Source organism: Enterobacter asburiae, assembly GCF_024599655.1.
In the GTDB taxonomy this organism is placed as follows: Bacteria; Pseudomonadota; Gammaproteobacteria; order Enterobacterales; family Enterobacteriaceae; genus Enterobacter; species Enterobacter asburiae_D.
On sequence record NZ_CP102247.1, the window covers coordinates 3,502,519 to 3,523,096 of the forward strand.

At 56.5% G+C, this 20,578-nt stretch carries 21 protein-coding genes; 11 read left to right on the top strand and 10 right to left on the bottom strand.

The features are described from left to right. Positions 1-12 precede the first annotated feature (12 nt). Together hutG and hutI are read right to left on the bottom strand one after the other, a co-directional pair. Positions 13-951: a formimidoylglutamase gene (gene hutG / locus NQ230_RS16705; protein ID WP_257258321.1), complete on the bottom strand. Its 939-nt coding sequence runs from the start codon at positions 949-951 to the stop codon at positions 13-15. After that, entirely contained in the window at positions 948-2,171 is a 1,224-nt protein-coding gene (gene hutI, locus NQ230_RS16710; protein WP_257258323.1) for an imidazolonepropionase, read from the bottom strand. The genes hutG and hutI overlap by 4 nt, the downstream gene beginning before the upstream one ends. 225 nt (positions 2,172-2,396) lie before the next feature. Here hutI and NQ230_RS16715 point away from each other — a divergent pair, with 225 nt between their 5' ends. After that, entirely contained in the window at positions 2,397-3,680 is a 1,284-nt protein-coding gene (locus NQ230_RS16715) for a putative acyl-CoA thioester hydrolase (protein ID WP_159513681.1), read from the top strand. Positions 3,681-3,733: 53 nt separating this feature from the next. Here NQ230_RS16715 and tisB read toward each other — a convergent pair whose 3' ends face one another. Both tisB and pgl read right to left on the bottom strand, forming a co-directional pair. Continuing rightward, a complete protein-coding gene (gene tisB / locus NQ230_RS23010; protein ID WP_023332440.1) occupies positions 3,734-3,823 on the bottom strand; it encodes a type I toxin-antitoxin system toxin TisB in 90 nt (29 codons plus the stop codon). A 443-nt stretch (positions 3,824-4,266) separates the two neighbouring features. Continuing rightward, positions 4,267-5,262 (bottom strand): 6-phosphogluconolactonase, encoded by a 996-nt coding sequence (gene pgl, locus NQ230_RS16720; RefSeq protein WP_257258325.1) that lies wholly within the window; start codon positions 5,260-5,262, stop codon positions 4,267-4,269. 140 nt (positions 5,263-5,402) lie between these two features. On the opposite strand from pgl, the gene NQ230_RS16725 reads away from it, so the two are divergent. After that, the gene (locus tag NQ230_RS16725) at positions 5,403-6,221 is read left to right on the top strand and encodes a pyridoxal phosphatase (protein ID WP_121425421.1); all 819 of its coding nucleotides are present in this window, start codon (positions 5,403-5,405) and stop codon (positions 6,219-6,221) included. Here the strand turns inward: NQ230_RS16725 and modC are convergent, their stop codons facing one another. The 4 genes from modC to NQ230_RS16745 form a co-directional block, all read right to left on the bottom strand. Next, positions 6,222-7,280 carry a molybdenum ABC transporter ATP-binding protein ModC gene (gene modC, locus NQ230_RS16730; protein WP_257258326.1) on the bottom strand — a complete coding sequence of 353 codons (1,059 nt, stop codon included), beginning with the start codon at positions 7,278-7,280 and terminating at the stop codon, positions 6,222-6,224. It abuts the gene before it with no gap. Positions 7,281-7,282: 2 nt separating this feature from the next. Further along, positions 7,283-7,972, bottom strand: a complete 690-nt coding sequence (modB, locus tag NQ230_RS16735; protein ID WP_032641645.1) for a molybdate ABC transporter permease subunit — start codon at positions 7,970-7,972, stop codon at positions 7,283-7,285. Then, entirely contained in the window at positions 7,972-8,745 is a 774-nt protein-coding gene (modA, locus tag NQ230_RS16740; protein WP_198884980.1) for a molybdate ABC transporter substrate-binding protein, read from the bottom strand. The genes modB and modA overlap by 1 nt, the downstream gene beginning before the upstream one ends. A 178-nt stretch (positions 8,746-8,923) precedes the next feature. Continuing rightward, a complete protein-coding gene (locus NQ230_RS16745; RefSeq protein ID WP_008501118.1) occupies positions 8,924-9,073 on the bottom strand; it encodes an AcrZ family multidrug efflux pump-associated protein in 150 nt (49 codons plus the stop codon). Between the two features lie 127 nt (positions 9,074-9,200). Here NQ230_RS16745 and modE point away from each other — a divergent pair, with 127 nt between their 5' ends. From modE to gpmA, 7 genes are all read left to right on the top strand, one after another. Continuing rightward, the gene (modE, locus tag NQ230_RS16750) at positions 9,201-9,989 is read left to right on the top strand and encodes a molybdenum-dependent transcriptional regulator (protein ID WP_257258327.1); all 789 of its coding nucleotides are present in this window, start codon (positions 9,201-9,203) and stop codon (positions 9,987-9,989) included. A gap of 67 nt (positions 9,990-10,056) precedes the next feature. After that, a complete protein-coding gene (modF, locus tag NQ230_RS16755) occupies positions 10,057-11,529 on the top strand; it encodes a molybdate ABC transporter ATP-binding protein ModF (protein ID WP_257258328.1) in 1,473 nt (490 codons plus the stop codon). 201 nt (positions 11,530-11,730) lie between these two features. Further along, the gene (galE, locus tag NQ230_RS16760) at positions 11,731-12,747 is read left to right on the top strand and encodes a UDP-glucose 4-epimerase GalE (RefSeq protein WP_024908784.1); all 1,017 of its coding nucleotides are present in this window, start codon (positions 11,731-11,733) and stop codon (positions 12,745-12,747) included. 9 nt (positions 12,748-12,756) lie between these two features. Then, positions 12,757-13,803, top strand: coding sequence for a galactose-1-phosphate uridylyltransferase (gene galT / locus NQ230_RS16765; RefSeq protein WP_257258330.1), 1,047 nt, complete (start codon positions 12,757-12,759; stop codon positions 13,801-13,803). 3 nt (positions 13,804-13,806) lie between these two features. Then, a complete protein-coding gene (gene galK, locus NQ230_RS16770; RefSeq protein ID WP_121425429.1) occupies positions 13,807-14,955 on the top strand; it encodes a galactokinase in 1,149 nt (382 codons plus the stop codon). Continuing rightward, complete coding sequence (galM, locus tag NQ230_RS16775) at positions 14,949-15,992, top strand: galactose-1-epimerase (RefSeq protein ID WP_257258332.1); 1,044 nt, start codon at positions 14,949-14,951, stop codon at positions 15,990-15,992. Before galK ends, galM begins: the two co-directional genes overlap by 7 nt. A gap of 274 nt (positions 15,993-16,266) precedes the next feature. Further along, a complete protein-coding gene (gene gpmA, locus NQ230_RS16780; protein WP_023310804.1) occupies positions 16,267-17,019 on the top strand; it encodes a 2,3-diphosphoglycerate-dependent phosphoglycerate mutase in 753 nt (250 codons plus the stop codon). Between the two features lie 60 nt (positions 17,020-17,079). Here gpmA and aroG read toward each other — a convergent pair whose 3' ends face one another. Next, positions 17,080-18,132 (bottom strand): 3-deoxy-7-phosphoheptulonate synthase AroG, encoded by a 1,053-nt coding sequence (gene aroG, locus NQ230_RS16785; RefSeq protein WP_063143140.1) that lies wholly within the window; start codon positions 18,130-18,132, stop codon positions 17,080-17,082. A 304-nt stretch (positions 18,133-18,436) separates the two neighbouring features. Here aroG and NQ230_RS16790 point away from each other — a divergent pair, with 304 nt between their 5' ends. Beyond that, positions 18,437-18,817 carry a protein YbgS gene (locus NQ230_RS16790; protein ID WP_032661161.1) on the top strand — a complete coding sequence of 127 codons (381 nt, stop codon included), beginning with the start codon at positions 18,437-18,439 and terminating at the stop codon, positions 18,815-18,817. Between the two features lie 105 nt (positions 18,818-18,922). Beyond that, the gene (gene zitB / locus NQ230_RS16795) at positions 18,923-19,861 is read left to right on the top strand and encodes a CDF family zinc transporter ZitB (RefSeq protein ID WP_193940210.1); all 939 of its coding nucleotides are present in this window, start codon (positions 18,923-18,925) and stop codon (positions 19,859-19,861) included. On the opposite strand, the gene pnuC is transcribed toward zitB, so the two are convergent. Further along, a complete protein-coding gene (gene pnuC, locus NQ230_RS16800; protein WP_257258334.1) occupies positions 19,858-20,577 on the bottom strand; it encodes a nicotinamide riboside transporter PnuC in 720 nt (239 codons plus the stop codon). The two genes, zitB and pnuC, sit on opposite strands and share 4 nt — an antisense overlap. Position 20,578: the final 1 nt, after the last annotated feature.

The window sequence follows — 20,578 nt, forward strand, 5'->3', positions numbered from 1 at the left end:
CCTTGAATAGTGTTATGCCCACCAGTGAGCAATTTGCCAGGCCAGACGGGCGGCAAGCTTTGCGCCCTGTCCGTCCCGATCGTACTGCGGGTTAAACTCTACCAGATCGGCGGCCTGTAGCTTACCGCTGCGGCAGATTTGTTCGATAACCGGGAGAAGATCCAGCGCCGGTATGCCTAACGCAGCCGGGGCGGACACGGCAGGCATTTCGCTGGCGGGCAGGACGTCCAGATCGATCGTCAGATAGATACGATCGGCCTGCGTCAGCACCTTTTCCAGCGCGGATAGCGCATCGCGCCTGAAATGGAGATCTTCCACCAGCGTGACGTTCAGGCGTTCGGCCTCATCCCACAGCGCCAGCGTGTTCGCCGCCCGGCTCACGCCAAAGCAGGCGTACTGAAATTCCCGCCCGCGCTCATCGCAGTAATGCGCCAGCTGGCGAAATGGGGTGCCGGACGTCGCCCGGTCGGCCTTGCGCAGGTCAAGATGGGCATCAAGGTTGATCACCGCCACGCGCTCGTTAGGGAACGCATCCAGAACGCCCCGACCATGCGCCCAGGCGGTTTCGTGCCCGCCGCCAAAGACCAGCGTGCGCATCCCGGACTGCTGGCAGGTCGTGACGGCATCGCTTAACGCCTTCTGCGCCGCTTCCAGCTCGTCGCCTTCAACGTAAACCGAGCCCATATCCGTCAGCCGTTCATGCCCCTGATGACTTGCCATATTCGCCAGCGCTTTTCGCAGCATATCCGGTGCCTGCATGGCGCCGGGCCTGCCCTGATTGCGTTTTACCCCTTCATCACATTCAAAGCCGATCAGCGCGATGCCGGATGCAAGCGGCGTGAACTGTCCCTGCTGCTTTATCGTCTGGAAAATGCGCGTTGCATTGCTGGCCTCGGCGCTGTCGTCGCGCCCCTGCCAGACCGTTTCGGCTACCGGCCGCCATAACCTCATACTGCCTCCCCACGGAAAATACGTTGATACAGCGGATTGCGTCCCGGCTCGTAGACCATCTCTACCGGATGGCGAGCATCCCAGACGATGAAATCAGCGACAAACCCTGCCCTGAGCTGCCCGTGGGTTGCGCCACGGCCCAGCGCCTGCGCGGCATGCCGCGTGACGCCAGCCCAGGCTTCTTCAGGGGTCAGACCAAACTGGACGCAGGCCATGTTCATCGCCAGGTGCAGGCTGGCAAACGGGCTGGTGCCGGGGTTATAGTCGGTCGCGACGGCCATCGGGACACCCTGTTTTCTGAGCCATTCCACCGGCGGTCGCTGGCGCTCCTGAAGAAAATAGAACGCACCCGGCAACAGGACGGCAACCGTGCCGCTTTCCGCCATCGCCTGAACGCCTGCGTCGTCGAGATACTCAATATGATCGGCGGAAAGCCCCTTATACTGGCTGACCAGCGCCGCGCCGCCCTGATTAGACAGCTGCTCGACATGCCCTTTCACCGGAATACCGAGCGCGGTGGCAGCCTTAAAGAGGCGCTCAGTTTGCGACGGGGTGAAGCCGACGTTTTCACAAAACACGTCTACTGCTTCATATAACTCTTTCTGCCACAGCGTGGGCAATATCTGCTCGCAGACCAGCGTGAGATACGCATCGGGATCCTGCCGGTATTCCGTTGGAACCGCATGCGCCGCCAGCAGCGTTGGGCTGATATCGATCGGATTATTGAGGCTCAGCTGGCGCGCGACCTGCAGCATCTTCTCTTCGGCCTCGGGGTTTAGACCGTATCCCGACTTGATTTCAACCGTGGTGACGCCTTCATTCATCAGTCGCTGAAGCCGCTGCTGCGCCAGTTGAAGCAGGGTTTCGGCTGAGCTGCTGCGCGTCGCCGTCACGGTCGCGTTAATCCCGCCCCCCTGGGCGCTAATCGTTTGATAAGAGGCGCCGTTCAGACGCTGCTCCCACTCCGCCGCGCGATCGCCGCCAAACACCAGGTGGGTATGGCAGTCAATCAGGCCAGGCGTGACCAGACGCCCCTGGAGATCGACACAGCGAGGGTGTCCGGCAGGAATGTCAGATTCAGGGATCACGGCCAGAAGGGTGTGGCCGCGCACGACCAGGGCATGTTGCTCTTTCAGTCCATAAGGCGCAGATACGTCCGGCGCCATCGTAGCCAGTCGCGCATTTCGCCATATTACATCGTCGGGATGAATCTGCTGCATGGGGCGTTCCACTTGTCTTAGATTGTATAGACATTTATTTTCATCTGTTGTCTGCTGTCAACCGACTTTGCGGAAAATGTTATTTATTTGTGATCACTTACCTGCCGCTCCGGGGCTAAAAATGCAACTTTTACCCTTTTTATCTTCCCGTTTCGCTCAACTTAGTATAAAAAAGCAGGCTATTCCGTCTATCCCGTAAAGACTTGCATACCCAGGAGCTTCACCTTGAACATTTCCAGGATTTCCCGTCTGGCGTTAGCACTCGCCTTTGGCGTGACCTTATCCGCATGCAGTTCAACTCCACCGGATCAGCGACCTTCTGAGCAGGCTGCGCCCGGTACCGCCTCCCGCCCGATTTTGTCCGCTGATGAAGCGAAGAACTTCGACCGTGCGCACTACTTCTCAGCGATGGATCCTAACGCTGCGCCGTGGACCCCGTCGTCTATTAACCTGCCTAAACAGCCTGACTTCGTGGTTGGCCCGGCAGGTGCGCAGGGCGTAACGCACACCTCTATTCAGGCTGCGGTTGATGCTGCCATCACTAAACATAGCGCGTCTCGCCAGTACATCGCGATCCTGCCGGGTGAATATGAAGGCACCGTATATGTTCCGGCGGCTCCAGGCAGCGTTACGCTTTACGGTCTGGGCGAAAAAGCGATCGACGTAAAAATTGGCCTGGCGATTGATTCCGAAATCGACAGCAACACCTGGCGGCACCTGGTGAACCCGGCCGGTAAATATATGCCGGGTAAACCGGCGTGGTACATGTTTGATAACTGCCAGAGCAAGCGTTCCGCCACCATTGGCGTGATGTGCTCAGCGGTGTTCTGGTCTCAGAATAACGGTCTGCAGCTGCAGAACCTGACCATTCAGAATACCCTGGGCGACAGCGTTGATGCCGGTAACCACCAGGCCGTTGCGCTGCGTAGCGATGGCGACCAGGTGCAGATTAACAACGTCAACATTCTGGGCCGACAGAACACCTTCTTCGTGACCAACAGCGGCGTGCAGAACACCCTGCAGAATAACCGCCTGACCCGTACGCTGGTGACCAACAGCTACGTTGAAGGTGACGTGGATCTGGTGTCCGGGCGCGGCGCGGTGGTATTTGATAACACCGATTTCCGCGTGGTGAATTCACGTACTCAGCAGGAAGGCTACGTGTTTGCTCCGGCAACCCAGTCTAACCTCTTCTACGGCTTCCTGGCCGTGAACAGCCGCTTTAACGCTGCCGGTGACGGCGTGGCGCAGCTGGGACGCTCCCTGGACGTCGACTCTGCCACTAACGGCCAGGTCGTGATCCGCGACAGCGTGATCAACGAAGGCTTCAACATGGCGAAGCCGTGGGCTGATGCCGCGATCTCCAAACGTCCATTCTCCGGCAATACCGGTGCGGTGGATGATAAAGGAAACGTGCAGCGCAACCTGAACGACGCTAACTTCAACCGCATGTGGGAATACAATAACCGCGGTCTGGGTAGCAAAGTGGTTGCTGAGCCGAAGCAGTAAGATGAGAGTAAAAAGGGGGATGTTAATCCCCCTTTTTACTGCGACTGGATACGTCAGGCACCAAACTTAAGATACGCATCCAATAGTTGCATAATCGCAACCATGAGTTGCAGGAACAGAATTGCCCATTCCACACCGCTCATACGCCACTCCTTTGGTATAGAGCACTTCTCCTCTGATTTACCTTTCCGCTGCCTGTCACCAGAGGTGTGTTGGTTATGTTTTGATGTGCTCCGCAGTTTAGGCACCGTCGGCACCACCCGACAGCCAGGACTTAAAAAGGATCCTGAATTGCGGAACTGCAACACATCAAACCAACGGACAGAATAATATCAGACCATTACTGTACATAAAAACAGTTAAAGGGAGTTTAGGAATTTATAAAGAGAACATAAATAACTCACTGATTATATTAAATATTGATATCTACCATCGTCTCATAATCTCTTTTCTTCGTTGACGATGAATTTACATCACCTTAAGCCAATATTATGATGGACGTGTTGGTTACGTTTTGATGTGCACACCCGGCTACCACCGGGCATAAAAAAACCTCGCATTCGCGAGGTTTTTTGTTTTTAGCCGCTTAGTGAGCGTTTACCACGACCCACATTGGCCCCTGGCCGACGGCGTAACGTCCTTTCTCTTCCAGCAGCCCCTGCTCACCTTTAATTTCATACAGCGCGATGTGGTGGGATTTCTGCCCCGCCGCAATCAGGTATTTACCGCTGTGATCGATATTAAAGCCGCGCGGCTGGGTTTCCGTTGGCTGGAAGCCTTCAATGGCCAGCACGCTGCCATCCTCGGAGACGCTAAACACGGTAATCAGGCTGGAGGTACGGTCACAGGCGTACAGATGGCGGCCATTTGGCGTAATGTGGATATCCGCCGCCCAGCGGGTGTCGGAGAAGTCAGACGGCATCATATCCAGCGTCTGCACGCACTCAATCTGGCCGTTAGGATCTTTCAGCTCCCAGACGTCCACAGAGCTGTTCAGTTCATTGACCACGTAGGCGTACTGCTGGTTCGGATGGAAGACCATATGACGCGGACCCGCGCCTTCAACGGTAGTCACTTCGGCAGGATGCTGCGCCACCAGGTGACCATCGTCGCTCAGGGTGAACAGGCAGATACGATCCTGCTTCAGCGCAGGCACCCACAGCGTGCGGTTATCCGGCGTGATATTCGCCGAGTGGCAGCCTTCAAGCCCTTCAACCACATCCACGGTTTCGACCGGAATGCCATTTTCCAGATGCGTTACGCTGACGCAGCCCGCGTTATAAGAGCCGCTGAAGACAAAGTTGCCTTTACGATCGGTGGAGATGTGGGTTGGGCTGCCCGGCAACGGGGCTTCGGCAGTGTACGTCAGCGCGCCATCGTCCGGAGAAATGCGATAGGCCAGCACGCGGAACTCCGGGCGCACACCCACGTACAAGAAACGTTTATCCGGGCTGATGACCATCGGCTGCACCTGACCTGGCACGTCAACAACCTGAACCAGCGTGAGTGTCCCTTCGGTATTTAAACGCCAGACGTGGATCTGCTGGCTTTCAGGACTGGCGGTATAAACGGTTTGTTTCATGAATATTCACTCCTCACTGCGCATGAAAGTAGTTAACTTTTGACGGTGAATGCTGAATTGTCGACAGGAATTTTGAAGCTTTCGCCTCTCGGTGTACCATCCCATCAAAACGTAAATTCAATATTAACCCGGGAAAACAGATGACCTCGCGTGTGATTGCTCTGGATTTAGACGGTACCTTACTGACGCCGCAAAAAACCCTTCTCCCCTCCTCCCTTGAGGCGCTTAAACGCGCGCAGGAAGTGGGATATCAACTCCTTATCGTAACGGGTCGACATCACGTTGCCATTCACCCTTTTTATCAGGCACTGGCGTTAGATACACCTGCAATTTGTTGTAATGGCACTTATTTGTATGATTATCAGGCAAAAAAGGTTTTAGCCTCCGACCCACTGCCGGTTCCCCAGGCGCTGCAGCTGATTGATCTGCTGGATGAGCATGCCGTTCACGGCCTGATGTACGTGGATAACGCGATGGTGTACGAGCGCCCTACTGGCCATGTGGTGCGCACCAGCAACTGGGCGTTGTCCCTGCCTGAAGCGCAGCGTCCGGTCTTTACCCAGGTTTCCTCCCTGCGTCAGGCCGCCCAGGACGTTGAGGCTATCTGGAAATTCGCCCTGACGGATGAAGACACCACCAAACTGAACACCTTCGCAAAACACGTGGAGCAGACGCTGGGTCTGGAGTGCGAATGGTCCTGGCATGACCAGGTGGATATTGCCCGCAAAGGCAACAGCAAAGGCAAGCGGCTGACGCAGTTTGTGGAATCTCAGGGCTGGTCGATGCAGGATGTTATCGCCTTTGGTGATAACTACAACGACATCAGCATGCTGGAAGCCGCCGGTACCGGCGTGGCGATGGGCAATGCCGACGACGCGGTCAAAGCCCGCGCCAACGTGGTGATTGGCGACAACACTACCGACAGCATCGCGCAGTACATTTATACCCACCTGCTGTAATCAGGCGGTAATCGAGACGCTCTTAATTTGCGCGTAAAGCCACAGGCCAGGTTTGATCCCTAACTCATCCCTGGCCCACGGGCTGATGCGCGCCCAGAGCGTCCTGCTGCCCACTTCAAGCTTCACTTCCACCTGCCCGTTATCATCAAAACACTCCGCAACTTTGGCGCGCAGAATATTTCGAATACTGGTTTGCAGCGGCGGCTGCAGCACCAGCGAGACGTCCGATGACTGGATGCGAATTCTCAGCGCGGACTGCAACGGTTTGTCGATCTTATTGACCCAAAGATGCTGGTCACCCAGCGCCAGGGCGGTCATCGCGTAGTGTGGATGGTGTTCCAGAACGCTCACTTTCAGTATGCTGCTCTGCTGTTCTTTGGGTAACCACGGGTGCATTACGCTGCTGCCCCACACCTCTTCCAGGTTGCCAAACGCCTTAACGCTGCCCTCTTCCAGCACCAGCACCTTGTCGGCCAGATGGAGGATTTCGTCCAGCGAATGGCTGACGTAGAGCATCGGAATATTAATTTCTCGCGTCAGTCGCTGTAGATAAGGCAGAAGCTCGCGTTTACGCGGAATATCGAGCGAGGCCAGCGGTTCGTCGAGCAGCAGCAGTTCGGGTGCGGTCAGCAACGCGCGGCCAATGGCCACACGCTGTTTTTCTCCACCGGAGAGCGAGGAGGGTAGCCTGTCGAGCAGAGGTTCAATGCCTAACAGCGTCACCAGCTTATCAAACTGCCCGGCCATGCTTTTCGCCATGCCGTAACGCAGGTTGCCGCGCACGCTGTAGTGCGGGAACAGGCGCGCATCCTGGAAAACATAGCCGATGCGGCGTTTATCCGGCGAGAGGTAAACCTTATTCTCTACGTCATTCAGGACGCGGTCATTCAGGACAATACGGCCAGACTGCGGGCGGGTCAGGCCGCTGATGGCATTAATCAGCGATGTTTTTCCCGCTCCCGACACGCCAAAGATGGCGGTGATTCCGCTTGCCGGCAGCGTTTCGTTAAGCGTCAGGGTATGATTTCCCAGCGTCTGGGTAAAATGGAGTTCCAGCATGCTTATTTCCCCATCCGCTCGCGGCTGAGCCGCGCCAGCCATTCAGACACCATTAGCGATGCCAGCGCCAGCACAATTGAAATAATACACAGCCGCGCCGCCGCGCCTTCACCGCCCGGCGTTTGAATCAGAGTGTACATTGCCGACGGGATGGTTCGCGTCTCGCCGGGGATGTTCGACACAAACGTGATCGTCGCGCCAAACTCGCCCAGCGAGCGGGCAAAGGCCAGCACCGTACCAACAATAATGCCGGGTAGCGTCAGGGGTAGCGTGATGGTGAAAAAGACGCGCCAGCGCCCTGCGCCCAGCGTGCGGGCCGCCTGTTCAAGCTTCATGTCCACGCCTTCCAGCGCGAGGCGTATCGCCCTCACCATCAGTGGGAATGACATCACCGCCGCCGCCAGTACCGCACCGCGCCAGCTAAACGCAAACGTCAGCCCAAACCAGTCGTAAAGCTTCTCGCCGATAAAACCGCGTCGCCCCATCGAAATCAGCAGCAGGTAACCGACCACTACTGGCGGCAAAACGAGCGGAAGATGAAGCACGCTGTCGAGCAGCGTTTTGCCGGGAAACTGGCAGCGAACCAGTAGCCAGGCAAAGAAGATCCCAAAGGGCAAACTCAGCGCAACCGCCAGGGAAGAGACTTTAAGGCTCAGCAGAACAGCCTGCCATTCAGGATCGGTCAATATCATCAGTGAGTCGTAAATCCATAACGTTTAAAGATCGCGGACGCCTCCGGGCCCTTCAGGTAATCGCGGAAGGCCGTCACGGTCGCATTTTTATGTCCATCAACAATCGCAACAGGATATTCCACTTTCTTGTGGGAGTCTTCCGGGAACGTTGCGACCACTTTTACACCTTTACTGGCAACGGCATCAGAGCCATACACAATGCCCAGCGGGGCTTCGTTGCGCTCAACCAGCGCCAGCGCGCCGCGCACGTCTTCCGCCGGGGCCAGTTTCGGTGACAATGTCTCCCATGCGCCCAGCTTTTGCAGCGCTTCTTTGGCATAAATACCGGCCGGAACGTGCTCCGGATCGCCCACCGCCAGACGGCCGCCGTTCAGCAGGCTCGTCCAGTTGGTCTCTTTATTGATGGTGATGTCCGCCTGCGCGCTGGCTTTGGGCGCCACGACAACCAGGCTATTCCCCAGCAGCGTTTCGCGGGTTGTCGCATCAATTGATTTCTTCTCCGCCGCGTAATCCATCCACTTCTGGTCAGCCGAGATAAACAGATCCGCCGGTGCGCCCGCTTCTATCTGACGCGCCAGCGTCGAGGAAGAGGCAAAAGAGGAGACCACCTCGACGTTTTTCTCTTTTTTATACGCCGCCGCGATGTCCTGCAGCGCGTTGGTCAGCGACGCCGCCGCAAAGACCGTGATTTTACCCTCGTCCGCCAGCGCGTGTCCGGTAAGTGAAAGCGTCAGCGTTGCCCCTGCGAAAAGGCGTACCCATGAACGTGCCATCTGTAACTCCTGTGAGTAGCGTTATATACATATTAATATAACGGTAACGTCAGGGAGATCCCAGCGTTTAATCGTACCGCTGAAGGGGTAAATCGGTGTGATGCGTTAAATATTATCGGCGAAAACGAGAAAATCTTGAGAGCAAAACGCCCGGGCTAGCCGGGCGTTTTGTGGGGAATCAATGCTGCTTTTTAGCCTGGTCTCTGTGACCAATGTTCGAAAAGACGTTGAACACTTCACCCAGGCCGTAGATGGCACCGAGGATGATGGCCATCACTACTGGTACCATGATCACGGCGAATACCAGACTTTTCAACAACTCTAACATGGTTTTCTCCAGATATTGTGAACAGCTTATTCTACCCTTTCAAGTGAGAAAAACATCCCCTTTTGTGCGGTACCCTTTGCGCCCTGCACCATTTGGGTCACAATACTCTTTTTGCCAGGACACTGTTATGCAGGCCGAAATTCTTCTCACTCTACGACTTCAGCAAAAGCTTTTCGCCGATCCGCGACGTATCGCCCTGCTTAAACAAATAGAACAAACGGGCTCGATTAGCCAGGGGGCGAAAAACGCGGGCATCAGCTACAAAAGTGCCTGGGACGCCATCAATGACATGAACACCCTGAGCGAGCATCCGCTGGTGGACAGAGCCACTGGCGGAAAAGGGGGTGGAGGTGCGGTCGTCACGCGCTACGGCCAGCGACTGATTCAGCTTTACGATCTGCTAGCCCAGATCCAGCAAAAAGCGTTTGACGTTTTGAGCGACGACGATAACGTTCCGCTGGACAGTTTGCTGGCCGCCATTTCCCGCTTCTCGTTACAAACCAGCGCCCGCAACCAGTGGTTTGGAACGGTGACGGCGCGCGACAATCTCCAGGTACAGCAGCATATTGAGATCCTGCTTGCCGATGGCACCACCCGTCTGAAAGCCGCAATCACGGCGCAGAGCGCAGAGCGCCTGGAGCTGGATGAAGGTAAAGAGGTGCTGGTGCTGCTGAAAGCACCGTGGGTCAATATCACGCGCGATCCCGACACCGCAAAGGCAGCCGATAACCAGCTACAGGGCGCAATTAGCCATATCGAACGCGGCCAGGCGCAGTGCGAAGTGCTGATGACCCTGGCTGACGGGCAACAGCTTTGCGCGACGATACCGCTTAGCGAAGCGGACGGTTTAGAAGAAGGTACTGTCGTTACCGCCTGGTTCAACGCAGACCGGGTGATTATCGCCACATTGTGCTGAGCGCATTGACAATCGCGCCGACAGTGCGTATCCCTGATATCTGTTGCTGCAAAAACAGGGATAAATCATGTCATCATTGCATATTTCGCAAGGCACGTTTCGTCTTAGCGATACCCGAACGCTGACGATTGCTGATTTGACGATACGCGCGGGTGAAAGCTGGGCGTTTGTCGGCACTAACGGCAGCGGTAAATCCGCGCTGGCCCGCGCGCTGGCCGGCGAGCTTCCCCTCCTCAAGGGCGAATGCCAGGGCGACTTTACGCGCCTGACGCGCCTGTCATTTGAACAACTGCAAAAGCTGGTGAGCGACGAGTGGCAGCGCAACAACACCGATTTACTCAGCCCTGGCGAAGAAGATACCGGCCGTACGACGGCGGAAATTATTCAGGATGAGGTGAAAGATCCCGCCCGCTGTCAGCGCCTGGCAGAACGGTTCGGCATCACCGCCCTGCTGAACCGGCGCTTTAAATACCTTTCTACCGGCGAGACGCGGAAAACGCTGCTCTGCCAGGCGCTGATGAGCGAGCCCGAGCTGCTTATCCTCGACGAACCGTTTGACGGCCTTGACGTGCAGTCCCGTGCGCAGCTGGCGGCCCTGCTGGAATCGCTTAATCAGCAGGGATATACCCTGGTGCTGGTGCTTAACCGCTTCGATGAAATTCCGGATTTTATCCAGCATGCAGGCGTACTGGCTGACTGTAACCTGACCGAGACCGGTGAAAAGACAGCGCTGCTTAAGCAGGCGCTCATCGCCCAGCTCGCGCACAGTGAACAACTCGACGGTATTACCCTTCCGGAACCTGACGCCCCTGCGGCCCGCCACGCGCTTGATCCCCACCAGCCGCGCATCGTGCTGCGGGATGGGATGGTCTCTTATGAAGATCGCCCGATCCTCAACCGTCTTAGCTGGACGGTCAATCCTGGCGAGCACTGGCAGATTGTCGGCCCTAACGGCGCGGGAAAATCCACGCTGCTGAGCCTGGTAACCGGCGATCACCCGCAGGGCTATAGCAACGATCTGACGCTGTTCGGTCGGCGTCGCGGCAGCGGCGAAACCATCTGGGATATTAAAAAACATATCGGCTACGTCAGCAGCAGCCTGCATCTGGATTACCGGGTCAGTACCACGGTACGCAACGTGATCCTTTCCGGCTATTTTGATTCCATCGGTATTTATCAGGCGGTGTCGGACAAACAGCACAAGCTGGCCCAGCAGTGGCTGGATATCCTGGGCATGGACACCCGGATCGCTGACGCGCCGTTTCATAGCCTGTCGTGGGGGCAGCAGCGTCTGGCCCTGATCGTTCGCGCGCTGGTGAAACACCCTACGCTTCTGATCCTCGACGAACCGCTGCAGGGACTCGATCCGCTAAATCGACAGCTTATCCGCCGCTTTGTGGACGTGCTGATTAGCGAAGGTGAAACGCAGCTGCTGTTCGTTTCACACCATGCCGAAGATGCCCCCTCCTGCATCACGCATCGCCTGGAGTTTGTTCCGGACGGTGAGCACTATCGTTATCTGCAAAGCAAAATCGATTAACCCCCGGAGGGCGCCGCCCTCCGTTTTTCAGATAACCTGCACTAAGACATCGCTATCCCTTTGATCTACAATGCCCAAAAGCGGCTGAAAATCGGATTTTAAAAACAGTGTAAACGATTCCACTATTTTATCCCATGTCACACTTTTCGCGTCTCTGTTATGCTATGGTTATTACATACCATAAGCCCAATGGAGCGAAATATGCGAGTTCTGGTAACAGGTGGTAGCGGTTACATAGGTAGTCATACCTGCGTGCAACTGCTGCAAAACGGTCACGACGTCATCATTCTCGACAACCTGTGCAACAGTAAGCGCAGCGTGCTGCCTGTGATTGAACGTCTTGGCGGTAAACAACCCACTTTCGTGGAAGGCGACATCCGCAACGAAGCGCTGATGACCGAGATCCTTCACGACCACGCCATCGAAGCGGTGATCCACTTCGCGGGCCTGAAAGCGGTTGGTGAATCCGTTGCGAAACCGCTCGAGTATTACGACAACAACGTCAACGGTACCCTGCGTCTCATCTCCGCCATGCGTGCGGCCAACGTCAAAAACTTCATCTTTAGCTCCTCCGCAACCGTCTACGGCGATCAGCCCAAAATCCCTTACGTTGAAAGCTTCCCGACCGGTACACCGCAAAGCCCGTACGGCAAAAGCAAGCTGATGGTGGAGCAGATCCTGACCGACCTGCAAAAAGCGCAGCCGGAGTGGAGCATCGCGCTGCTGCGCTACTTCAACCCGGTCGGCGCGCATCCGTCCGGCGATATGGGTGAAGATCCGCAGGGCATCCCGAACAACCTGATGCCGTATATCGCGCAGGTTGCCGTGGGCCGTCGCGACTCGCTGGCGATTTTTGGCAATGACTACCCTACCGAAGACGGCACCGGCGTGCGCGACTACATCCACGTCATGGATCTGGCCGACGGCCACGTTGCCGCGATGCAGCAGCTGGCCAACAAGCCGGGCGTGCATATTTACAACCTCGGCGCCGGGGTCGGCAGCAGCGTGCTGGACGTGGTTAACGCCTTCAGCAAAGCCTGCGGTAAGCCGGTGAGCTACCACTTCGCCCCGCGTCGTGATGGCGACCTGCCTGCTTACTGGGCCGATGCCACCAAAGCCGACAAAGAGCTTAACTGGCGTGTGACGCGCACGCTTGATGAAATGGCACAGGATACCTGGCACTGGCAGTCACGCCATCCGCAGGGCTATCCGGACTAAGGATCCGTCATGACGCAATTTAATCCCGTCGATCATCCGCATCGTCGTTTTAACCCGTTAAGCGGGCAATGGATTTTAGTTTCTCCGCATCGCGCCAAGCGCCCCTGGCAGGGGGCGCAGGAGACGCCTGCAAAACAGACGCTGCCACAGCACGACCCGGACTGCTTCCTCTGTCCGGGCAACACGCGCGTCACCGGGGATAAAAACCCGGACTATAAAGGCACCTTCGTCTTCACCAACGATTTTGCCGCCCTGATGACCGACACCCCGGACGCGCCGGAAAGCCACGACCCGCTGATGCGCTGCGAAAGCGCGCGCGGAACCAGCCGCGTGATCTGCTTCTCGCCCGATCACAGCAAAACGCTGCCGGAGCTGAGCGTGGACGCGCTGAAAGAGGTCGTCAGCACCTGGCTGGCGCAAACCGCAGAGCTGGGGCAGAGCTATCCGTGGGTGCAGGTGTTCGAAAACAAAGGCGCGGCGATGGGCTGCTCTAACCCGCACCCGCACGGCCAGGTCTGGGCGAACAGCTTCCTGCCTAACGAAGCCGAGCGTGAAGACCGTCTGCAGAAGGCGTATTACGCGGAAAACGGTTCGCCGATGCTGGTGGATTACACCCAGCGCGAGCTGGCCGACGGCAGCCGCACCGTAGTGGAAACCGAACACTGGCTGGCCGTCGTCCCTTACTGGGCCGCCTGGCCGTTTGAAACGCTGCTGCTGCCGAAAGCGCACGTGCAGCGCATCACCGATCTCAGCGACGTGCAGCGCGACGACCTTGCCCTGGCGCTGAAAAAGCTGACCAGCCGTTACGACAACCTGTTCCAGTGCTCCTTCCCGTACTCCATGGGCTGGCACGGCGCCCCGTTTAACGGCGAAGAGAATCAACACTGGCAGCTGCACGCCCATTTCTATCCGCCGCTGCTGCGCTCTGCAACGGTGCGTAAATTTATGGTGGGCTATGAAATGCTGGCGGAAACCCAGCGTGACCTGACGGCGGAACAGGCGGCAGAACGTCTGCGTGCCGTTAGCGACGTCCACTATCGCGAATCAGGAGTCTAAAAAATGAGTCTGAAAGATAAAACACAATCCCTGTTTGCTGAGAAATTTGGCTACCCTGCCACCCACGTTATCCAGGCACCTGGCCGCGTTAACCTGATCGGTGAACACACCGACTATAACGACGGTTTCGTTCTGCCGTGCGCCATTGATTACCAGACCGTCATCAGCTGTGCGAAGCGCGACGACCGTAAAGTCCGCGTGATTGCGGCGGATTACGATAATGAGGCGGACGAGTTTTCCCTTGATGCCCCAATTGTTACACACGACAGCCAGCAGTGGTCTAACTACGTGCGCGGCGTGGTGAAACACCTTCAGAAGCGTAACAAGAACTTTGGCGGTGCAGATTTAGTCATCAGCGGCAACGTGCCGCAGGGTGCGGGCTTAAGCTCCTCTGCGTCTCTGGAAGTCGCCGTGGGAACCGTGTTTCAGCAGCTTTATCATCTGCCGCTGGACGGCGCGCAAATCGCCCTGAACGGTCAGGAAGCAGAAAACCAGTTCGTGGGCTGTAACTGCGGCATTATGGACCAGCTTATCTCCGCGCTGGGCAAAAAAGAGCATGCCCTGTTAATTGATTGCCGCTCGCTCGGTACCAAAGCCGTTCCCCTGCCGAAAGGCGCGGCCGTGGTGATTATCAACAGCAACTTTAAGCGCACGCTGGTGGGCAGCGAATACAACACCCGCCGCCAACAGTGCGAAACCGGCGCCCGCTTCTTCCAGCAGCCTGCCCTGCGCGACGTAACGCTCAATGAATTTAACAAAGTGGCGCACGAGCTGGATCCGGTCGTCGCCAAACGCGTTCGTCACGTGCTGACGGAAAATGCCCGTACCGTTGAAGCCGCGTCCGCGCTGGCGAAAGGCGATCTGAAACGTATGGGTGAGCTGATGGCGGAATCTCACGCCTCCATGCGCGATGATTTTGAAATCACCGTTCCGCAGATCGACACCCTGGTGGATATCGTCAAAGCCACTATCGGCGACAAAGGCGGCGTGCGCATGACGGGCGGCGGCTTTGGCGGCTGTATCGTTGCGCTGGTGCCTGAAGAACTGGTCCCTGCCGTACAGGAGGCCGTGGCGAAGCAGTACGAAGCGAAAACGGGTATCAAAGAAACCTTCTATGTTTGCAAAGCATCACAAGGAGCCGGACAGTGCTAAACGAAACACCTACCCTTGCACCGGATGGTCTGCCGTATCGCCTGTTAACCCTGCGCAACAGCGCGGGGATGGTCGTTACGGTGATGGACTGGGGGGCAACCCTGCTTTCTGCCCGCGTACCGATGCCGGACGGCAGCGTGCGCGAGACCCTGCTCGGCTGCGCCTCGCCTGAGCAGTACATCAATCAGTCCGCCTATCTGGGCGCGTCCGTTGGGCGCTATGCTAACCGCATCGCGAAGAGCCGTTTTGAGCTCGACGGCGTGCAGTACACCCTGCTTCCAAGCCAGGGTGAGAACCAGCTGCACGGCGGACCGGACGGGTTTGATAAACGCCGCTGGAAGATTGTTCGTCAAAACGACGGCGAAGTGCTGTTCTCGCTGGATTCGCCTGATGGCGATCAGGGCTTCCCGGGGAACCTTACCGCGTCCGCGCGCTTTACGCTGACCGACGACAACCGTATCGCCATTGAATACCGTGCGACGGTCGACAAGCCGTGTCCGGTCAACCTGACCAACCACGCGTACTTTAATCTGGACGGTAACCAGTGCGACGTGCGTGAGCACAAGCTGCAGATCCTGGCGGATGCGTATCTGCCGGTTGACGAGATGGGCATTCCTTATCAGGGCCTCAAAGACGTGAGCGGCACCAGCTTTGACTTCCGCAGCGCGAAATCCATCGCCCAGGATTTTCTGAGCGATGACGATCAGCGTAAGGTAAAAGGCTACGATCACGCTTTCCTGCTGCAGGCCAAAGGCGATGTGAAACAACCTGCCGCGCAGGTCTGGTCTGCGGATGAGAAGCTGCAGATGACGGTTTATACCACCGCCCCTGCCCTGCAGTTTTACTCAGGCAACTATCTCGGCGGCACGACGGCGCGCGAACACGACGAGTACAGCGACTGGCAAGGCCTGGCGCTGGAGAGCGAGTTCCTGCCAGACAGCCCGAACCATCCGGAATGGCCACAGCCGGACTGCGTGCTGCGCCCGGGTGAAGAGTACGTGAGCGTTACCGAGTATCATTTCATTCCGCGCGCTTAATGCCCGGCGGCGCTACGCTTGCACGGGCCTACGGGTAGGCCGGATAAGCGAAGCGCCATCCGGCAAAAAACGCCAGCCCTCACAACGAGGGCTTTTTTCTGCGCGTCTTGCTGAAAATAGCGCCGATCGCAGACAAAATCATAACCCCGGATTCACAAGCATCTTACACTCTGAGACTATTTTCGCTATGGTTAGGGTTAAGCGTTGCTGGTGGCACCGCCACGGCAATATAATGAGAATTGTTATCATTCTAAAAATGCTTGAGGAGTAAGAGATGGCTATTACTAAGCTGGTTCTGGTGCGTCACGGCGAAAGCCAGTGGAACAACGAAAACCGCTTTACCGGTTGGTACGACGTTGATCTGTCAGAGAAAGGCGTAAGCGAAGCAAAAGCAGCAGGTAAACTGCTGAAGGAAGAAGGCTTCAGCTTTGATTTTGCTTACACCTCTGTGCTGAAACGTGCCATCCACACCCTGTGGAATGTGCTGGACGAACTGGATCAGGCCTGGCTGCCGGTTGAGAAGTCCTGGAAACTGAACGAACGTCACTACGGTGCGCTGCAGGGCCTGAACAAAGCGGAAACCGCTGAGAAATATGGCGACGAGCAGGTTAAACAGTGGCGTCGCGGCTTCGCAATCACCCCACCAGAGCTGACCAAAGATGACGAGCGCTACCCGGGCCACGACCCGCGTTACGCGAAGCTGACCGACGCTGAGCTGCCAACCACCGAGAGCCTGGCGCTGACCATCGACCGCGTTGTGCCTTACTGGAACGAAACCATTCTGCCACGCCTGAAAAGCGGCGAGCGCGTGATCATCGCTGCTCACGGTAACTCCCTGCGCGCGCTGGTGAAATACCTGGACAACATGGGTGAAGACGAAATCCTCGAACTGAACATCCCAACTGGCGTACCGCTGGTGTATGAGTTCGACGAAAACTTCAAGCCAATCAAGCACTACTATCTGGGTAACGCAGAAGAGATCGCGGCGAAAGCAGCGGCTGTTGCGAACCAGGGTAAAGCGAAGTAATTTTCGCCAGACATAAAAAAAGCGCGGAGCCTTCCGCGCTTTTTTATTTGTGCATTCTAATTAACCGCGACGCGCTTTTACCGCATTCGCCAGCTGACGCAGGATGGTATCGGTATCGTCCCAGCCAATGCAGGCATCGGTCACGCTTTTGCCATACACCAGCGGTTCACTGCCTTCCAGGTTCTGGTTCCCTTCAACCAGATGGCTTTCGATCATCACCCCAATCACCGCCTTCTCGCCGCCAGCAATCTGCTGACAGACGTCGGCACCCACTTCCATCTGCTTTTTAAACTGCTTGCTGGAGTTGGCATGGCTGAAATCGATCATCACCTGCGGTGGCAGCCCGGCTTTTTCCAGCCCGACCTTCACCTCTGCCACGTGTTTCGCACTGTAGTTTGGCTCTTTGCCGCCGCGCAGAATGATATGGCAGTCGCCGTTACCGCTGGTGTTAACGATGGCGGAATGGCCCCATTTGGTCACCGACAGGAAGCAGTGCGGCGCGCCCGCTGCGTTGATGGCATCAATAGCTACCTTCATCGTGCCGTCAGTGCCGTTTTTGAAACCCACCGGGCAAGAGAGACCGGACGCCAGCTCGCGGTGCACCTGAGATTCAGTTGTACGGGCACCAATTGCGCCCCAGCTCATCAGGTCTGCCAGGTATTGTGGCGTAATCATGTCGAGGAATTCACCGGCCGCTGGCAGGCCGCTGTCGTTGATCTCCAGCAGCAGCTTGCGCGCAATGCGCAGACCGTCGTTGATCTGGAAGCTGTTATCCATGTGCGGATCGTTAATCAGCCCTTTCCAGCCCACGGTGGTGCGCGGTTTTTCAAAATAGACGCGCATTACGATTTCCAGCTCGTCCTTCAGCTCTTCACGCAGGGTGAGCAGACGGGCTGCGTACTCTTTCGCGGCTGCAGGATCGTGAATGGAGCACGGGCCAATCACCACCAGAAGACGATCGTCATTACCTTTCAGGATCTTATGGATCGCTTTACGAGCATGAGAAACCGTGTTTGCGGCATTTTCAGTGGCGGGGAATTTCTCAAGGAGCGCTACAGGAGGTAATAACTCATTGATCTCTTTAATGCGTAAATCGTCGTTCTGATAATTCATTTTCTTTCCAGCTCTGCCATATCTTTAGTAATGAAAGCAATCCTTTCAATCTATCTTGTCGACTAAGAAGTGTAAACACGGTTTTACACTTCACGCAGATAATTCCTGGAATTCGCCTAAAAATCGCCACAAAATAGCGAAAAATGAGATCTAACCTAAGCTTTTTAACTGTAACAACCAATTTTACACGCTTAAACGCGATTCCCTACTGACGTAAGTCCGTAAGGCGGAATCTTTCGCCTCTGAAAAAGATGCACTGTTGGAGAATGTTATCCAGCGTAACGACAAGAACAGGAGCACCATGATGAAAATGACAAAACTGGCAACCCTCTTCCTGACCGCCACACTCACTCTGGCCAGCGGCAGCGTCCTGGCCGCGGAAACGGGCACCTCAGACAGCAATGGTGATGCGAATGCGGCTGCGGCAGCAGGCCAGCCAGCCCCTGATGCGAAACAGAATATCGCCCCGAATAATGTCGACAACAGCCAGATCAATACCGGCAATACCAACACCGGCGGCACGATGCTGCATCCTAACGGTAGCGGTTCCGGCACCATGAATCATGACAATATGAGTTCGGATGAGGTTCATAAGAACTCGATGTGTAAGGACGGCAAATGCCCCGATCCTAATGACAAAGTCGGAAACGACGCGAATACCAAAACCGATGGCACGACCCAATAATCCGTTGTGAACGGAAGAAAAAGGAGAGCTCTGGCTCTCCTTTCTTTTTGGAGTAACCTATTAAAAACGCTACACTAAAAACAATAACACATCAGGAAAGCAGACATGGCGCACTCCCATTCCCACTCACACACTCCCGGCAACGACAACGCTAAACGACTGATGCTGGCCTTTGGCGTCACGGCAACGTTTATGGTTATCGAGGTCATTGGCGGCCTGATTTCCGGCTCGCTGGCGCTTCTGGCTGATGCCGGACACATGCTGACCGATGCCGCAGCGCTGCTCTTCGCCCTGCTGGCGGTGCAGTTTGCGCGTCGTCCTCCGAATGCGCGCCATACCTTCGGCTGGCTGAGGCTGACAACCCTCGCCGCGTTTGTTAACGCCATTGCGCTGGTGGTCATTACCGTTCTTATCGTCTGGGAGGCCGTACAGCGTTTCAGACACCCGCAGCCTATCGCCGGGGCGACAATGATGGTGATTGCCGTGGCGGGGCTGCTGGCAAATATCCTGGCCTTCTGGATTTTGCACCGCGGCAGCGGGGAAAAGAACCTCAACGTGCGCGCGGCGGCTCTGCATGTTCTGGGGGATTTGCTCGGCTCAGTCGGGGCGATTGTCGCCGCGCTGGTGATCCTCTACACCGGCTGGACGCCTGTCGATCCGATTCTGTCCGTACTGGTGTCGTGTCTGGTCCTGCGCAGCGCCTGGCGGCTGCTGAAGGAGAGCGTGAATGAACTGCTTGAAGGGGCACCGGCATCGATGGATATTGACGAGCTGAAACGCAACCTGCGCCGTTCAGTCCCGGAAGTACGCAACGTTCATCATGTTCACGTCTGGCTGGTAGGGGAGAAACCGGTCATGACGCTGCACGTCCAGGTGATCCCGCCTCACGACCACGATGCGCTGCTTGAGCGCATCCAGCATTTTCTTGAACATCACTACGAAATTGGCCACGCCACCATCCAGATGGAGTATCAGCCCTGTAACGGGCCGGACTGCCACCTTAACGAGGCGCAGTCCGGACATTCAGATCATCACCACCACTAGCTGGAAAGCGCGTGAGAGCCTCGCTCACGCGCGCTGTTAATCCACATCCGGCTGCCGTTCAGCGCGATAAAGGTCAGCAGCAGATATTCCAGCGACATCGCATAGACGCCCTGCAGGGCGAAGATCGCCACGCTAATCACGTTGATGATGACCCACAGCAGCCAGTTCTCAACGTATTTACGGGTCATCAGGATCATCGCCGCAATCGACAGCACCATCATGCAGGAATCCCAGAACGGGAAGGCATCCGGCTGGAGGACAGGCATCGACACGTTCAGGCCGAAACCGGACATGACCGAGACGGCGACGCGGGTCAGGAACGCAAACACCGGGTTGATATAGACGGTCATTAAGCCAATGGCGACCACACAGGCGACAAGCCAGGCGATGGCTTTCGGCAAGGGCAGCCAGCGGATCTGCAGCTCTGCCTCCTGCTGGTTGTTCTGACGCGACCACGCGTACCAGCCGTAGATATTGGCGGCGAAGAAGAACAGCTGCAAAAGCAGGCTGGCGTACAGCTGGATCTGGAAGAAGATAATCGCAAACAGCGTAACGTTAATCAGCCCGAACGCATAGTTGCTGATCTTCTCCAGGCTTGCCAGCCAGATACAGAGTAACCCCGCCAGCGTGCCAACGGCCTCAATCCATGACAGGTCATAGCCACCTGCACCAATCGGTATATGAACCAGAATGTTCTGCGTGCTAAAAAAATCCATC

What these genes read in the sequence shown, in the direction of transcription:
- hutG (WP_257258321.1), bottom strand. Translation starts at nt 951, where the DNA reads ATGAGGTTATGGCGGCCGGTAGCCGAAACGGTCTGGCAGGGGCGCGAC.
- hutI (WP_257258323.1), bottom strand. Translation starts at nt 2,171, where the DNA reads ATGCAGCAGATTCATCCCGACGATGTAATATGGCGAAATGCGCGACTG.
- tisB (WP_023332440.1), bottom strand. Translation starts at nt 3,823, where the DNA reads ATGAGCGGTGTGGAATGGGCAATTCTGTTCCTGCAACTCATGGTTGCG.
- pgl (WP_257258325.1), bottom strand. Translation starts at nt 5,262, where the DNA reads ATGAAACAAACCGTTTATACCGCCAGTCCTGAAAGCCAGCAGATCCAC.
- NQ230_RS16725 (WP_121425421.1), top strand. Translation starts at nt 5,403, where the DNA reads ATGACCTCGCGTGTGATTGCTCTGGATTTAGACGGTACCTTACTGACG.
- modC (WP_257258326.1), bottom strand. Translation starts at nt 7,280, where the DNA reads ATGCTGGAACTCCATTTTACCCAGACGCTGGGAAATCATACCCTGACG.
- modB (WP_032641645.1), bottom strand. Translation starts at nt 7,972, where the DNA reads ATGATATTGACCGATCCTGAATGGCAGGCTGTTCTGCTGAGCCTTAAA.
- modA (WP_198884980.1), bottom strand. Translation starts at nt 8,745, where the DNA reads ATGGCACGTTCATGGGTACGCCTTTTCGCAGGGGCAACGCTGACGCTT.
- NQ230_RS16745 (WP_008501118.1), bottom strand. Translation starts at nt 9,073, where the DNA reads ATGTTAGAGTTGTTGAAAAGTCTGGTATTCGCCGTGATCATGGTACCA.
- modE (WP_257258327.1), top strand. Translation starts at nt 9,201, where the DNA reads ATGCAGGCCGAAATTCTTCTCACTCTACGACTTCAGCAAAAGCTTTTC.
- modF (WP_257258328.1), top strand. Translation starts at nt 10,057, where the DNA reads ATGTCATCATTGCATATTTCGCAAGGCACGTTTCGTCTTAGCGATACC.
- galE (WP_024908784.1), top strand. Translation starts at nt 11,731, where the DNA reads ATGCGAGTTCTGGTAACAGGTGGTAGCGGTTACATAGGTAGTCATACC.
- galT (WP_257258330.1), top strand. Translation starts at nt 12,757, where the DNA reads ATGACGCAATTTAATCCCGTCGATCATCCGCATCGTCGTTTTAACCCG.
- galK (WP_121425429.1), top strand. Translation starts at nt 13,807, where the DNA reads ATGAGTCTGAAAGATAAAACACAATCCCTGTTTGCTGAGAAATTTGGC.
- gpmA (WP_023310804.1), top strand. Translation starts at nt 16,267, where the DNA reads ATGGCTATTACTAAGCTGGTTCTGGTGCGTCACGGCGAAAGCCAGTGG.
- aroG (WP_063143140.1), bottom strand. Translation starts at nt 18,132, where the DNA reads ATGAATTATCAGAACGACGATTTACGCATTAAAGAGATCAATGAGTTA.
- NQ230_RS16790 (WP_032661161.1), top strand. Translation starts at nt 18,437, where the DNA reads ATGAAAATGACAAAACTGGCAACCCTCTTCCTGACCGCCACACTCACT.
- zitB (WP_193940210.1), top strand. Translation starts at nt 18,923, where the DNA reads ATGGCGCACTCCCATTCCCACTCACACACTCCCGGCAACGACAACGCT.
- pnuC (WP_257258334.1), bottom strand. Translation starts at nt 20,577, where the DNA reads ATGGATTTTTTTAGCACGCAGAACATTCTGGTTCATATACCGATTGGT.